15 protein-coding genes are annotated in these 12201 nt (G+C 55.3%); 2 read left to right on the forward strand and 13 right to left on the reverse strand.

Features of this window, described 5'->3' with window-relative positions; translation table 11 throughout:
* Positions 1–107: 107 nt before the first annotated feature.
* The 11 genes from Q1A43_RS11790 to Q1A43_RS11840 form a co-directional block, all read right to left on the reverse strand.
* Positions 108–1358, reverse strand: a complete 1251-nt coding sequence (locus Q1A43_RS11790; protein ID WP_299935323.1) for an FAD-binding oxidoreductase — start codon at positions 1356–1358, stop codon at positions 108–110.
* Between the two features lie 72 nt (positions 1359–1430).
* The gene (locus Q1A43_RS11795) at positions 1431–2420 is read right to left on the reverse strand and encodes an ABC transporter substrate-binding protein (RefSeq protein WP_299935325.1); all 990 of its coding nucleotides are present in this window, start codon (positions 2418–2420) and stop codon (positions 1431–1433) included.
* A 42-nt stretch (positions 2421–2462) separates the two neighbouring features.
* Positions 2463–2990, reverse strand: a complete 528-nt coding sequence (locus Q1A43_RS11800) for a DUF1993 family protein (RefSeq protein WP_299935328.1) — start codon at positions 2988–2990, stop codon at positions 2463–2465.
* Positions 2987–3829 (reverse strand): ABC transporter permease, encoded by an 843-nt coding sequence (locus Q1A43_RS11805; protein ID WP_299935331.1) that lies wholly within the window; start codon positions 3827–3829, stop codon positions 2987–2989. The genes Q1A43_RS11800 and Q1A43_RS11805 overlap by 4 nt, the downstream gene beginning before the upstream one ends.
* On the reverse strand, positions 3826–4689 hold the full coding sequence (locus tag Q1A43_RS11810; RefSeq protein WP_299925799.1) for an ABC transporter permease: 864 nt from the start codon (positions 4687–4689) through the stop codon (positions 3826–3828). The genes Q1A43_RS11805 and Q1A43_RS11810 overlap by 4 nt, the downstream gene beginning before the upstream one ends.
* On the reverse strand, positions 4686–5021 hold the full coding sequence (locus Q1A43_RS11815; protein ID WP_299925803.1) for a hypothetical protein: 336 nt from the start codon (positions 5019–5021) through the stop codon (positions 4686–4688). The genes Q1A43_RS11810 and Q1A43_RS11815 overlap by 4 nt, the downstream gene beginning before the upstream one ends.
* Positions 5022–5045: 24 nt before the next feature.
* Entirely contained in the window at positions 5046–5825 is a 780-nt protein-coding gene (locus Q1A43_RS11820; RefSeq protein WP_299935334.1) for an ABC transporter ATP-binding protein, read from the reverse strand.
* A gap of 16 nt (positions 5826–5841) precedes the next feature.
* Positions 5842–6270, reverse strand: coding sequence for a hypothetical protein (locus Q1A43_RS11825; protein WP_299935336.1), 429 nt, complete (start codon positions 6268–6270; stop codon positions 5842–5844).
* Positions 6271–6273: 3 nt separating this feature from the next.
* Positions 6274–7734 carry a dihydropyrimidinase gene (hydA, locus tag Q1A43_RS11830; protein WP_299935340.1) on the reverse strand — a complete coding sequence of 487 codons (1461 nt, stop codon included), beginning with the start codon at positions 7732–7734 and terminating at the stop codon, positions 6274–6276.
* Positions 7727–7975, reverse strand: coding sequence for a hypothetical protein (locus Q1A43_RS11835; RefSeq protein ID WP_299925811.1), 249 nt, complete (start codon positions 7973–7975; stop codon positions 7727–7729). The genes hydA and Q1A43_RS11835 overlap by 8 nt, the downstream gene beginning before the upstream one ends.
* 5 nt (positions 7976–7980) lie before the next feature.
* A complete protein-coding gene (locus Q1A43_RS11840) occupies positions 7981–9228 on the reverse strand; it encodes a Zn-dependent hydrolase (RefSeq protein ID WP_299925813.1) in 1248 nt (415 codons plus the stop codon).
* Between the two features lie 181 nt (positions 9229–9409).
* Here Q1A43_RS11840 and Q1A43_RS11845 point away from each other — a divergent pair, with 181 nt between their 5' ends.
* On the forward strand, positions 9410–10018 hold the full coding sequence (locus Q1A43_RS11845; RefSeq protein WP_299935343.1) for a TetR/AcrR family transcriptional regulator: 609 nt from the start codon (positions 9410–9412) through the stop codon (positions 10016–10018).
* Positions 10019–10030: 12 nt separating this feature from the next.
* Positions 10031–10651 carry a TetR family transcriptional regulator C-terminal domain-containing protein gene (locus Q1A43_RS11850; RefSeq protein WP_299935346.1) on the forward strand — a complete coding sequence of 207 codons (621 nt, stop codon included), beginning with the start codon at positions 10031–10033 and terminating at the stop codon, positions 10649–10651.
* Positions 10652–10676: 25 nt separating this feature from the next.
* Here the strand turns inward: Q1A43_RS11850 and Q1A43_RS11855 are convergent, their stop codons facing one another.
* Both Q1A43_RS11855 and radC read right to left on the reverse strand, forming a co-directional pair.
* Positions 10677–11075 carry a hypothetical protein gene (locus tag Q1A43_RS11855; protein ID WP_299935349.1) on the reverse strand — a complete coding sequence of 133 codons (399 nt, stop codon included), beginning with the start codon at positions 11073–11075 and terminating at the stop codon, positions 10677–10679.
* 137 nt (positions 11076–11212) lie between these two features.
* Complete coding sequence (gene radC, locus Q1A43_RS11860) at positions 11213–12169, reverse strand: DNA repair protein RadC (RefSeq protein ID WP_299935352.1); 957 nt, start codon at positions 12167–12169, stop codon at positions 11213–11215.
* Between the last annotated feature and the right edge of the window lie 32 nt (positions 12170–12201).

A 12201-nucleotide genomic window follows, 5' to 3' on the forward strand; every position in this document is an offset into this window, starting at 1 on the left:
TCACGGCTTCTTCTTTCCTCAAATATCCGGGGGGTGAATGAAGTCAAAGGCTTCAGAGGGGGCTGCCCCCGCCCCCTTGTCATAAGGCAAGGTCCTAGCGCCCTTGCTTAAATTCTCCCGTTAAAACGCTGCGGGGTAAAGGCGCTCACGTCGGTGTTCAAAGGCTGACCCAGAATAATCCCCGCCAAAATGCGTCCGGTTTTCGGCCCACCGGTCAAGCCGATATGTTGGTGACCAAACCCGGCGAAAACACCCTTGGCTGAAAGTTCGCCAATCATCGGCAGGCTATCGGCCAAAGTCGGGCGATGCCCCATCCATGTTTCTTCGCCACGCCATGTCACGCCCGGAAGCGCCTCTTTCATCTTGCGCCGCAGCAATGCAAAGGGCGCATCCGATGGCCCGGCCTCAACCCCGCCAAACTCAACAATCCCGGCACAGCGCATCCCGGCGCGCATCGGGGTGGCGACAAATTTCCCGGCAGAAATCATCGTTGGTACTTTCGGTGCGCCTTCCGCCTCCTGAAACACCACATGATAACCCCGTTCGCTTTCAAGGGGTGGAGGGAGACCAAGTTTGCGCATCAACGGCCCCGACCAAATTCCCGCGGCCAAAACAACGGCGTCGCAGGCGATTGGCCCATCACTGGTCTCAACCTGCTGCACCTGTCCGGCGTTTAGCGTGACGTCCTGAACCTCACTTTGGCGAATCTCGCTGCCCATTTCGGAGAGCGCCGAGGCCAAGGCGGCGACGTAATTGCCCGGATCGCTGATAAACCCGTGCTCTTTCATCAGCGCCAGACATTTGATGGCCGGGCCATAGGCCGGGTCATATTCCTGAACGGCTTGGCCTTCGATCAGCTCAGGCACAAAGCCATTGTCACGACGCAAGCCCCAGCCATAGCTTTCCTTGTCAAAATCCGATCGCGCCCCATAGGCAAAAACATAATCCGACGGATGTACAAAGGCGCGCGCACCCGGCAGGTCTTCGGTTAGGCTTAGGTGTTGGTCGACGCTGTCACCAATCAACGCGGTTAAGGCCGATGTGATCCGCCGTGTGTCCGTGTCATTGGCGTGTCGCATAAATTTGAACAGCCACGGGGCCAGTTTCGGCAAATACGACCAACGCATAAACAGTGGAGAGTTGGGGTTTAACAAATACCCCGGTGCCTTGGTGATCAACCCCGGTTCGGTCACGGGGACAATGGCGCAAGAGGCCAAGACACCGGCATTGCCATAGGACGTCCCCTGCCCCGGATCGGCCTTGTCGACCAAGGTGACGCGGGCCCCGGCCCGACGCAGCCATATCGCCGTCGACACGCCGACAATCCCCGCCCCGATAATCACCACATGTTTGTTCATGGCCGCTCGCCTTTGCATTAAAAAAGGGCGCCCCGATTGGGGACGCCCAGCCAGACTTTCGTGAAGTCAGGTTTATTTCAAGGCCGCATCGGTGATCATATGCGTCCACGCGCCTTCGGGTGTTGCGGTGATCACAGGATCAGAGCCACCCTTGAGCAGAGTTTGAACGGTACGCTCGTAATCCGCCTCGTTCAACTTGCCGGTCGAACCCGCAGTCAACTTGGCGATCTCACGCATCATACGTTGCTGATGCTTTTCGGTCTGAGCACCGGTAGCATCATTTTCCAAAACGATTTCCGCGGCTTCGTCTGGATTCTCCTCGGCGTATTTCCAGCCTTTCATCGAGGCACGTACAAAGCGCACCATCTTGTCTTTGAAGGCTGGATCATCGAGGTTTTCCTGAAGCACATACATGCCGTCTTCAAGCGTCGCGACACCCATGTCTTCGTATTTGAAGGTCACGAGGTCTTCCTCGGTCAGACCCGCATCAATAACCTGCCAGTATTCATTGTAGGTCATGGTCGAGATACAGGCGGCTTGCCCCTGCAACAGAGGATCGACGTTAAAGCCCTGTTTGAGAACGGTCACACCGCCATCACCACCATCGGTCGACAGGCCGATCTGGCTCATCCAGCTAAGGAAGGGGTATTCGTTGCCAAAGAACCAAACGCCAAGTGTTTTACCGGCGAAATCTTCTGGGCTGGTGATGCCGGTGTCTTTGCGGCAGGTCAGCATCATGCCCGAGCTGGCAAAGGGCTGGGCGATGTTTACAAGGTTCAAACCCTTTTCGCGCGAGGCCAAGGCCGAAGGCATCCAGTCCAGAACAACGTCGGCACCGCCACCGGCGATGACCTGCGCCGGGGCCACATCGGGGCCACCGGGCTTGATGGTGACGTTCAGGTCTTCGTCGCCATAAAAGCCTTTTTCCTGAGCGACGAAATAACCGGCGAACTGGGCTTGAGTGACCCATTTCAGCTGAAGCGTTACGTCATCTGCGGCCTGTGCCATGCTGGCGCTCATCGCGACCACGCTGGCTAGGGCTGTTTTCAAAAATGTGTTCATGTCAGTCTCCTTGCTGTCTTTGTTATCTTTATTATCTTATTGTTATTGGGCGGGTTCAGGGGTTTGCCCCTGATCGCCAGTGACAAAGCTAAACCCGGATGGGTAGCTGTGAAATCCATCAAAATCGCCTTTGCCAATCGCTCCTCCGACGCTGCGCAGGATCGCGTAGCCCATGTTCATATGGAAGAAGAAATTTGGGGCCCCGTAAAGCGCAATATAGTCGTAAGGGTCCTGATCCAGCGTGGCTTTTCCCGCAACATGGTTAATCTTGCCGGTGTTTTGGGCAGACACGCCCTCAAGTCTGTCAAGATGGGCGCGCACTTCTTGCCCCCGCCCAACAAGCGTTTTTGGGTCAGCGGCATCTGGCAAATCCGGAACGGGTTGCCCTGCTAAGGGACATAGGCTGCGCAAGACATAGCCCTGCGCAATGCCAAAATTCTCAAGCGCTGAAAAACTATCTGGTGTCAGACGTTCAGCAAGTTGATCGGCGGTCGCTTTGCCCGCCAGATCGTCAATCCGATCCAGATAGTACCGGAACACCGGCACGTAATGCTGGATCAGATCGCTCATCGCGTTTTCCTTTGCGAGGGATGCCAGAAGGTCATGCGTTTTTCCAACAAAGCGACCAAACCGTAGAACCCCGACCCCAAGATTGCCGCGACGGTGATTTCCGCCCAGACCATATCGAGCGACAAACGCCCGACCTCGGTCGAAATTCGAAAGCCCATCCCCTTGATCGGAGAGCCAAAGAACTCCGCCACAATCGCACCAATCAGCGCCAGCGTGGTGGCGATTTTCAGACCGTTAAAGATAAACGGCATCGCAGCGGGCAAGCGCAATTTGAGCAATGTCGGGACATAGCCAGCGGCATAGGTGCGCATCAAATCACGCTGCATGTGATCGGTGGCTTGCAACCCTTGCACGGTATTGACCAGCACCGGAAAGAATACCATCGCCACCACAACGGCGGCCTTGGAATGCCAGTCAAACCCAAACCACATCACCATAATCGGCGCGAGGCCAACAATCGGCAAGGCGGCGATAAAGTTGCCGACGGGAAGCAATCCGCGCTGAAGAAAGGCCGAGCGATCGATGGCAATCGCGATCAGGATCGCCGAGCCACACCCCATGGCATAGCCGGTAAGTGCACCCTTAAAGAAGGTCTGAACAAGGTCCTGCAACAGGATGTCGGTCTTGCTGACGAGGGCCACACCAACGGCCGAGGGCGGCGGCAGGAGCACCGGGCTGATGTTAAAGCCCCGCACCATCCCTTCCCAGAGGACAAGGATCGTCACACCAAAGATAATCGGCACGAGGAAGGATGCGCCGGGCACCTTGTGGCGCACCAAATGCACGTTGATGGCAATGGCCACGACCCAGAATAACAGGCTTGCGATAATCCAGATCATTGCGACATCCCCATACGTTTCAGCGTGACTTTTTCAATCGCGCTTAGGGCAAAGACCATCAACGCCGCCAAAGTTGCCGCCGCCAAAAGGGCCGACCAGATCTGAATTGTCTGTCCGTAATAGCTCCCTGCCAAAAGGCGCGCGCCAAGACCACCGTTCTGGCTTAGCGACAATTCCGCAACCACCGCTCCGATCAGACTGGCAGCGACGCCAACTTTGAGCGAGGCAAAGAGATAGGGTGTCGAGGCAGGCAAGCGCAGTTTCCAAAACGCCTGTGACGACGAGGCGCTATAGGTTTTCATCTGATCCAAAAGCATCGTATCGGGGCTACGCAACCCTTTGACCATTCCGACAACAATCGGGAAAAAGCTTAGGTACATCGAGATCACGCCCTTGGCGACGATATCATTGACCTGCATCGCCGCCAAAACCACCACGATCATCGGCGCAATCGCCAAGATGGGCACCGTTTGGCTTGCGATGATCCAAGGCATGACCGACATATCGATCACTTTGAAATAGACGATGCACACCGCCAACAAGATGCCAAGGCCAACACCAAAGGCAAAGCCCAGCGCCGTGGCCTGCAAGGTGATCCAGCCGTGATAGATCAATGACCGCTTTGAGGTCACTTTCTTTTCAGCTGTGGTTTTCCAGATTTCCACGCCCACCTGATGGGGGGCCGGAAGACGCGGTTTTTCCTGTTTCATCGTATCTTTGACCATTTCGGTAAAGGACAAATCAACGCCGGCGCGTTCGGCCTTGGAATAGGCCCAGCCAGCGTTCAAAACCACCGCAAAGGCATACCAAAGCGCAAAGATCGCAGCGACAACCGTCAGCACGGGAATGATGGATTTCATGCGCTCTCTCCTTTTGCGGTGACGATCAAAAAGACCGCAACCACGCCCAAGGCGATGCCTGCCCATTGCTGAGGCGTCGGACGTTCGCCGAAAACCGCCACCGCCACGGCATTTGCCATCACCAATTGCATCACCGAGGCGATGGAAATGGCGACGGCCATGCCTTCCCCGCGTAACAATGGTATCATCATGAGATTGCCAACCGAATAGAGCGTTAGCGCGAGGGCAATCATCCACACGGCCGCATGATCCACATAGGCGCGCAAAAACGATGTGGCCGTCAACAAGACAACCATCGTCGCGAAAAGCCACGTCATGTTCGCAATGCTCATGCCGTCGCCCTCCGCTGTGTCATATCAATCGTCATACGCATGCCCCTCGCGCAGACCTTCGCGCACACGATGCGCAATTTCGAGGAACTCAGGCGTGTCACGAATGTCCAAAGGCCGTTCTCGCGGCAGCGGGCTTTCGATGACATCTGTGATGCGGCCCGGACGCGGGCTCATCACCACGATCTTGGTGCTGAGGTAAACCGCTTCAGGGATAGAGTGGGTGACAAAACCGATGGTCTTGTTGGTGCGTGCCCAAAGTTCCAAAAGCTGTTCGTTCAGATGGTCGCGCACAATTTCGTCAAGCGCGCCAAAGGGTTCGTCCATCAACAGGATGTCGGCGTCAAAGGCCAAGGCGCGGGCAATGCTGGCACGTTGCTGCATGCCACCCGACAATTGCCAAGGGAACTTTTTCTCAAACCCATCAAGGTGGACAAGCTCAAGAACCTCTTCGACCCGTTTGGCCATATCGGATTTCGGATAGCCCATAATCTCAAGCGGCAGGCGGATATTGCCGCCAATCGTGCGCCAAGGGTATAGGCCAGCCGCCTGAAACACATAGCCATAGGCCCGCGATTGCCGCGCCTGTTCCGGCGTCATACCATTCACGGTCAATGTGCCGCCGGTTGGTTGCTCCAAATCGGCAATCGCACGCAAAAACGTGGTTTTTCCACAGCCCGACGGGCCGATAAAGCTCACGAAATCACCCTTGTTGATGTCCAGATCAACGCCCTTAAGCGCATCCACCGGCCCATCATTGGTCTGATAGGTCAGGTCCAGGTTCTTTGCCTGTATGACGGTCGTCATTTTTGTTCCATTCCGTTCATATGTATCGTGGTTCGATCACGAACCATTTTTGTTCCAACCACCATTGAAGGCACCCTGAAGCCACTCCACTCAAAACAACAATAACCGTTCCAAACCAGTCTAGGCTTGTCTGAGACAAAGCTAGAGTAAGGTTGATCGGCAAGAGCAGTACCACGGTAATAAGCGCCCCTATGGCCCCAAAAACCAGAAGGCTTTCCTTTGACTTCCATACAGCGAAAGCACGAAGGGCCGCAAAGATAGGAAATGCCAGCAACATCCAGAAAGGCAAAGCTCTGATCGCTACGGCGACACCTACGGCAAGGGTCTCCGACAGGCTTCCGACGCCGTTAATTGAATCGTTCAAAAACCCGACCACCACCGAAGAAATCAAAAGCGCCACAAGGGATGTCGTCAGAAACGCTCCGGTGATCAGTGCGGGTTTCATACTTTAGATCCCAGCCGGAATGTTTTGTGGGTTACGATCGATCTTGCGCGGTGTGTTCAACGCCTTCCACTGGCTGAGCGCCTTTTGTGCCGAGGTAAACGCAGGGCGCGGGACGAAACGGCCACGGCCCGGTTGGGGTTGGCTGTTTTGGCCCCAGGCCCAGATCACTTCACCTCGGCTTAGGGTGTACCGGGATTGGGCTTTGACTTCAAAACCCTCGAACACGTTGTAATCCAACACCGAATGATGGTTGGCAGGGGTGATCGTTTTGGAAATCTTCGGGTCCCAAACAACGATATCCGCATCCGCGCCTTCAACAATCGCCCCTTTCTTCGGATAGATATTGAGGATTTTCGCCACATTGGTCGAGGTCGCCGCGACAAATTCATTTGGCGTCAGACGACCCGTTTCAACCCCTTCGGTCCAAAGCACGGCAAGACGTTCCTCTAGCCCGTTTGAGCCATTGGGAATGATGCGGAAATCGTCTTTGCCCGCGCGTTTTTGAGCGGTGGTAAAGGCGGCGTGATCGGTCGCAACCACCTGCAAAGACCCCGATTGCAACCCGGCCCAAAGGCTTTGTTGATGGTCCTTGGAGCGGAACGGAGGCGACATAACCCGGCGCGCGGCGTGGTCCCAATCCTTGTTGAAATACTCGCTTTCATCCAAGGTCAGGAACTGGATCAGCGGCTCACCATAAACGCGCATGCCCTTTTGACGGGCCCGGCGGATTGCCTCATGTGCTTGCTCACAAGACACATGCACGATGTAGAGCGGCACACCCGCCGCGTCGGCGATGGTGATCGCGCGGTTGGCGGCCTCGCCCTCCAATTCCGGTGGACGGCTATAAGCGTGACCCTCGGGGCCGGTGATGCCTTCGTTGAAATATTTGGTCTGCAGCTCGGCCACCAAGTCGCCGTTTTCCGCATGCACCATCGGCAGGGCACCAAGTTCGGCACAGCGTTTGAACGAGGCAAACATTTCATCATCTTCAATCATCAACGCGCCTTTGTAGGCCATGAAATGCTTGAAGCTGTTGACGCCCATATCCACGGCGTCTTTCATCTCGTTAAAGACGTTTTCGTCCCAGCCGGTGATCGCCATGTGATAACCGATGTCGCTACAAATTTGCGGGGCCGATTTGCGATGCCATTCGTTGATGGCGTTCTTGATGCTGCCATCTTCGCCCGGCAGGCAGAAATCAACGATCATCGTGGTGCCACCGGTGGCCGCCGCCCAAGTGCCGGATTCAAATGTTTCGGCGGCGGTGGTGCCCATGAACGGCATTTCCAAATGCGTGTGCGGGTCGATCCCGCCGGGGATCACATAGGCCCCTTCGGCGTCGATATATTCATCGCCAACAAGGTCTTCGCCGATCTGTTTGATCACCTCGCCTTCGATCAGCACATCCGCCTTGTAGGTGCGGTCCGCAGTACAGACCATGCCGCCTTTGATTACCTTAGACATCGAAATACCCCCTGTATAAGTTTCTGGCCTGCGCCAGTAATTTCCCATGATCCGCGCGAAAGGCGTCGTCGTCGACCCTTTCTAGCGCGGCGTCGAGGTTCCAAAGCGCTTGAACCAGCGGCTTGTTATCCTCATTCTCTTTGAGCAATCTCTCACCCAACTTGTCCAAAGCCACGCCGAGGATCAGAACATCAGCCCGCGATAGTGTCACATTCACGGGCTGGGTTAGATCTTCGGACATGTTGGTTACTCCACAACCTGAGCTGTTTTCAGAACCGCATGCATCAAGACATTTGCCCCGGCGGCGGCCCAATCTTTGGAAATCTCTTCCGCTTCATTGTGCGACAGCCCATCGACACAGGGGCACATGACCATGGCCGTGGGTGCAACGTCGTTGATCCAACAAGCATCATGCCCCGCACCGGAAATGATGTCGCGATGTGAATAGCCCATCACTTCGGCCCCTTCGCGGATCGCGGCAACGCAATCTTCGTCAAAGGCCGGTGGGTTAAACTGGCCAACGATTTCAGCCGAGAACTCCACGCCGATTTCTTCGCAGAGCTTGGGGGCTTTTTCCATCAATTCATCCACCATGCCGTTCAGTTTATCGAGCAAATGGGTGCGCATATCGACGGTAAAGACGACTTTGCCCGGAATGATGTTGCGCGAGTTCGGATAGACATCGATGTGGCCAATGGCGCCAACCGCGTTGGGCTGGTTCTTCATCGCGATTTCATGCACCAGCTCGGTGATCAGTGCCAAACCACGACCGGCGTTTTTGCGCATGTGCATCGGGGTAGACCCGGTGTGGCTTTCCTTGCCGGTCACAGTGACTTCGATCCAGCGCAAGCCCTGTCCGTGGGTCACAACACCAATGTCTTTGCCCTCGGCTTCCAAAATCGGGCCTTGTTCGATGTGCAGCTCAAACATGGCGTGCATTTTACGGTCGCCGACCTTTTCATCGCCTTTCCAACCGATGCGCTCAAGCTCATCACCAAAGCGCTTGCCCTCGGCATCAACGCGGTCATAGGCCCAATCTTGGGTGTGCTTGCCCGCAAATACGCCCGACGACAACATCGCCGGGGCGTACCGCGTGCCCTCTTCGTTGGTCCAGTTGGTCACAACAATGGGGTGTTTGGTTTTGATACCTTGCTCATGCATGGTGCGGATCACTTCGAGGCCGCCGAGCACGCCCAGCACACCGTCATATTTGCCGCCCGTCGGTTGGGTGTCGAGATGCGAGCCAACATAGACCGGCAACAAATCCGGCTCTGTTCCCTCGTATCGGGCAAACATATTGCCCATCTGATCAAGACCCATGGTGCAACCAACGGCCTCACACCAGCTTTGGAACAAGGCACGCCCTTCGGCATCCTCGTCCGTCAATGTCTGGCGATTGTTGCCGCCCGCAATGCCGGGGCCAATTTTGGCCATCTCCATCAGGCTGTCCCACAGCCGATCAGCGTCAATCCGAGTGTTGGAGATGTTTGACATGGCGAGCCCCTTTGCTTTGTCGCGGTCTTGTGTTGGTGCGAACACACAGTGCAGGCCCCTCCAAGCTTGCACCGGCCACACCCTGACCATATGGTCAACTATCGGCACTACTTGACCATTTGGTCAAGAAATTTCTGAAAAAGGATGTGTTTGCGCTATGTCCAATAGCAATGGCTCAAAAATGAGGCGCCAAGAAAAGGAAAAGCAAATCCTTTTGGCAGCGGAAAAAGTGTTTGCTGAGGCGGGCTTCGGCGGAGCGACGATGCAGCTGATCGCCGATGTGTCGGGATTGCCAAAAGCAAATATTCATTATTATTTTTCAACCAAAGAAGATCTCTATCGTCGCGTTGTGTCGAATATTTTCGACATTTGGCTGCAAGCAGCCGAGGCATTTGACGAATCATCCGGCCCCGCAGAAGGCATCGGCGGTTATATTGATGCCAAGATGGAAATCTCGCGGCGTCACCCGATGGGGTCCAAAGTTTGGGCGTCTGAGGTGATGCATGGCGCACCGGTCATTCAGGATTATCTTGAAGACGTTTTGGTAAGTTGGACCGAGGGGCGGATAGAGGTCATCCAACATTGGATTGATGATGGGTTGATGGCCCAAACCAACCCGCGCCATTTGCTCTATATGATTTGGTCCACAACGCAGCACTACGCAGATTTCCAACATCAAATCGAAACTTTGAATGGCGGGCGCCCGTTAGATGACGCAGAATGGCAGGACGCCAAAGCCAATGTGCGGGGCATCATCCTGCGCGGGCTGGGCATTGACGAGACAGGCTAGCGAGACGACCCTATGACCAAACCCCGCCCCACGGGCACCACCCGCATCCAGCGTGAAAAGCGACAGGCGATTTTTGATGCGGCTTTGGATGTGTTTTCCGAAAACGGATTGCGCGGGGCAACATTGGATCAGATCGCGGCGCGCGCCGGTCTCTCCAAACCCAATGTGATTTACTATTTTGAGGGCAAAGAAGCGATCTACAAAGAGCTTTTGGAAAGCCTTTTGGACATCTGGATTGCGCCCTTGATCGAGCTGTCCGACAGTGACGAGCCGATCGAAGAGCTGCTGGCCTATGTGCGCCGCAAATTGGATATGAGCCGCGACATGCCGCGGGAAAGTCGGCTTTTTGCGACCGAAATGATCCAAGCCGCCCCACATATCCGCGAGGTGATCTCCGGGCCGCTCAAAACCTTGATGGATGAAAAAGCCGCCTTGATCCAAGGGTGGATGGATGCAGGCCGGCTTGCCAAATCAGACCCTTATCATCTGATCTTTTCGATCTGGGCGACGACCCAGCACTATGCCGATTTCGACGTGCAGGTGCGCGCGGTTCTGGCCGGGCAAGACCCGTTTGACACCGCACCGGACTTTGTTGAAACGCTGTTTCGACGGATGTTGACCCCATTGGGTTGAGAGTTCGCCACCAAAGCTCGCTGCCTTAGTTGGCATCCTCGGAGGACAGAACCTCCTCTAGGGACGCATAGGTTTTGCGATAGGCAAAAGACCCAAATTGCCCACCGATCCGAACTGCAACGTAGAAACCGGTGCTCAGGATTAGCGCTATTGGCACGGTCAGGGGAAACCATTTTTGCTTGTGGCGCATGGCATCTTTCAACATCGCTGCATAAAATTTCCAATCGCAGCGTGCGCGATCCCAGCGGTCACCGCCCACAACATAGCCAAAGTCATGGTGTTTCCAGCTGGCTTTGTCGAAGAACCAGCTAGCTGTTTCGGTGATCAATTTGCGCAAACGGTCGGACAACCAATCAGGGCCGACGCCATTGCCAAACTTTGCCTGTTGTTCAGGGGTAAGGTCCGTGAATTTGGGGCGGGACATGACGGCGCATTTCCTTGTTTTGACCGCGTCACATGCAAAAACCAAAAGATCATGACAACGCACATCTCAATCATGAGCTGAAGAGACCTGAGGTCAATCTTTCTTTTGATGCCTTTAGAGGAATAGTCGCGCGCGACCTAGATCAACCCTTCGCCGCGAAACGAGAAATCTTTCTCTTTGCCAATCACCAAGTGATCATGGATCGACAAGCCCATCACCTGACAGGTCGAGACAAGTTCATCGGTCATGGTGATGTCGGCTTCGCTAGGCGTTGGATCGCCAGAGGGGTGATTATGGACAAGGATGAGGGCCGAGGCATTGACCTCAAGCGCGCGTTTGATGACTTCGCGCGGGTAGACCGGCACATGATCGACCGTGCCTTCGCCCTGTGCCTCATCCACGATAACCATGTTCTTGCGATCCAGATAGATCACCCGGAATTGTTCGGTATCGCGATGCGCCATCCGGGTTTTGCAATACTCTAGCAGGGCTTCGGACGACGAAAGAACGTCGCGTTCCATCATCTTGGCCTGGCTCATCCTTTGGGCAAAGGCTTCGGCAATGCGCAGTTGCAAATAGACCTTGGGATCGGCACCGGGGACCTGCATCACCCGTTGTTTGGAGGCCGCAACAACCCCGTTCAAATCACCAAACTCGGCCAAAAGACGTTTGGCCAAGGGTTTGACGTCAATGCGCGGGATGGCGTTGAACAACAAGAGTTCCAGAACCTCATATTCCGGCATGGGTTCATGGCCGCCGCTAAGAAACCTTTGGCGCAACCGTTCACGGTGGCCCCAATAGTGCGGGACTTGATTGCCGCGATCATCTGTGACCAAGCCGCCACCAGCGGTGACATCGTCAGCCAATCTTCGGGTCGATTTATACCCAGATGAAAACGCCGATTTGGTTTCGATGCCAGCGGGGGGAATGCGAGCCTCGAGATCTTGCAATCCCATCATCGCCTCTTCGGAGAACCCGGGCGGTTTGGAATGCGCGCGACCTTTGGACGGCTTCGATCGATTTCGCGTTGATTTGGCGACCTTCTTAGAAAAGGCCAGATGCCGAGACGCCCAAGTTGACAGCCCATCCACCATTTTTGCCTCCGTGCATCCTTGATTTCACAAAA

Origin of the sequence: uncultured Pelagimonas sp. (assembly GCF_947498515.1) — a bacterium.
Lineage (GTDB): Bacteria > Pseudomonadota > Alphaproteobacteria > Rhodobacterales > Rhodobacteraceae > Pelagimonas.

Excerpts from the sequence above, each read along its gene's own strand:
- Q1A43_RS11790 (WP_299935323.1), bottom strand. The coding sequence starts at position 1,358 with ATGAACAAACATGTGGTGATTATCGGGGCGGGGATTGTCGGCGTGTCG.
- Q1A43_RS11795 (WP_299935325.1), bottom strand. The coding sequence starts at position 2,420 with ATGAACACATTTTTGAAAACAGCCCTAGCCAGCGTGGTCGCGATGAGC.
- Q1A43_RS11800 (WP_299935328.1), bottom strand. The coding sequence starts at position 2,990 with ATGAGCGATCTGATCCAGCATTACGTGCCGGTGTTCCGGTACTATCTG.
- Q1A43_RS11805 (WP_299935331.1), bottom strand. The coding sequence starts at position 3,829 with ATGATCTGGATTATCGCAAGCCTGTTATTCTGGGTCGTGGCCATTGCC.
- Q1A43_RS11810 (WP_299925799.1), bottom strand. The coding sequence starts at position 4,689 with ATGAAATCCATCATTCCCGTGCTGACGGTTGTCGCTGCGATCTTTGCG.
- Q1A43_RS11815 (WP_299925803.1), bottom strand. The coding sequence starts at position 5,021 with ATGAGCATTGCGAACATGACGTGGCTTTTCGCGACGATGGTTGTCTTG.
- Q1A43_RS11820 (WP_299935334.1), bottom strand. The coding sequence starts at position 5,825 with ATGACGACCGTCATACAGGCAAAGAACCTGGACCTGACCTATCAGACC.
- Q1A43_RS11825 (WP_299935336.1), bottom strand. The coding sequence starts at position 6,270 with ATGAAACCCGCACTGATCACCGGAGCGTTTCTGACGACATCCCTTGTG.
- hydA (WP_299935340.1), bottom strand. The coding sequence starts at position 7,734 with ATGTCTAAGGTAATCAAAGGCGGCATGGTCTGTACTGCGGACCGCACC.
- Q1A43_RS11835 (WP_299925811.1), bottom strand. The coding sequence starts at position 7,975 with ATGTCCGAAGATCTAACCCAGCCCGTGAATGTGACACTATCGCGGGCT.
- Q1A43_RS11840 (WP_299925813.1), bottom strand. The coding sequence starts at position 9,228 with ATGTCAAACATCTCCAACACTCGGATTGACGCTGATCGGCTGTGGGAC.
- Q1A43_RS11845 (WP_299935343.1), top strand. The coding sequence starts at position 9,410 with ATGAGGCGCCAAGAAAAGGAAAAGCAAATCCTTTTGGCAGCGGAAAAA.
- Q1A43_RS11850 (WP_299935346.1), top strand. The coding sequence starts at position 10,031 with ATGACCAAACCCCGCCCCACGGGCACCACCCGCATCCAGCGTGAAAAG.
- Q1A43_RS11855 (WP_299935349.1), bottom strand. The coding sequence starts at position 11,075 with ATGTCCCGCCCCAAATTCACGGACCTTACCCCTGAACAACAGGCAAAG.
- radC (WP_299935352.1), bottom strand. The coding sequence starts at position 12,169 with ATGGTGGATGGGCTGTCAACTTGGGCGTCTCGGCATCTGGCCTTTTCT.